Annotated in this window: 1 protein-coding gene; it reads right to left on the bottom strand. The window is 60.1% G+C overall.

Annotated elements, in window-relative coordinates:
• Nucleotides 1–641 (bottom strand): DUF4238 domain-containing protein (locus JF66_RS19645; RefSeq protein ID WP_156109950.1); only part of this gene is annotated, 641 nt, incomplete at its 3' end.
• Nucleotides 642–664: the final 23 nt, after the last annotated feature.

The following is a 664-nucleotide window of genomic DNA, read 5'->3' as shown; positions in this document are numbered from 1 at the left end:
CTGTTCGCAGCTATGCGGTCATTCATCCAAACCCCGTCTTGTACCTCTTGGCCAATGATGAGTAGCCGGTTCGGGGAGAGTGGGAATGTGACTGTGCAAATTTTGGCGTCCTTCGTCCAAAGAAGAACGGCCCCGTCCCCGGTTATAAGTTCCACGTCGAGAGGCCATACCCTCCACTCCCAGTCGTCCAGCCCGAGCGTCTTAAGCCTAAGCACTTCCGGGAGTGACTGCGAGAGCAGCAGTGCGTCACCAAGGCCGAATTCGGCCTCCTCGACCTTGCCACCGGTCTTCAGGACCAGGGCCGGCGCGCGGACCTTTGCCTTGTCCGCGTATCGGCCGCGGTCCAGGTGCATATCGAGGAAGGCAATCATCGCGTCGCGCTCTGCGTGCGTGAGGGATTGCGTTCCCTCGCGCAGCTTGACGATTACGGGTGTGCCCGCTGTCTCGATCTTCTCGTAGGCGTTTTCAAGGTCATGGGTCAGAACCTTCGGGTCGTAGACGTAGCTCACCACCGTGGCGTTGCGGGTGGACGTCGTGAAACCGCGCCGATCCTGAATGTCGATGACGTCGACGGCCTTTCGGTCGTCGGCCCAGGCCTTGATATATCCCTTTGACACCATGTGACCGCGCTTGACTGCCATCGTCAGCCCCCCTCAGCTCAACC

Origin of the sequence: Cryobacterium sp. MLB-32, from assembly GCF_000738085.1 — a bacterium.
Lineage (GTDB): Bacteria > Actinomycetota > Actinomycetes > Actinomycetales > Microbacteriaceae > Cryobacterium.
Note: the sequence above shows the minus strand (reverse complement) of the source record. Positions and strands in the feature narration are given on the sequence as shown.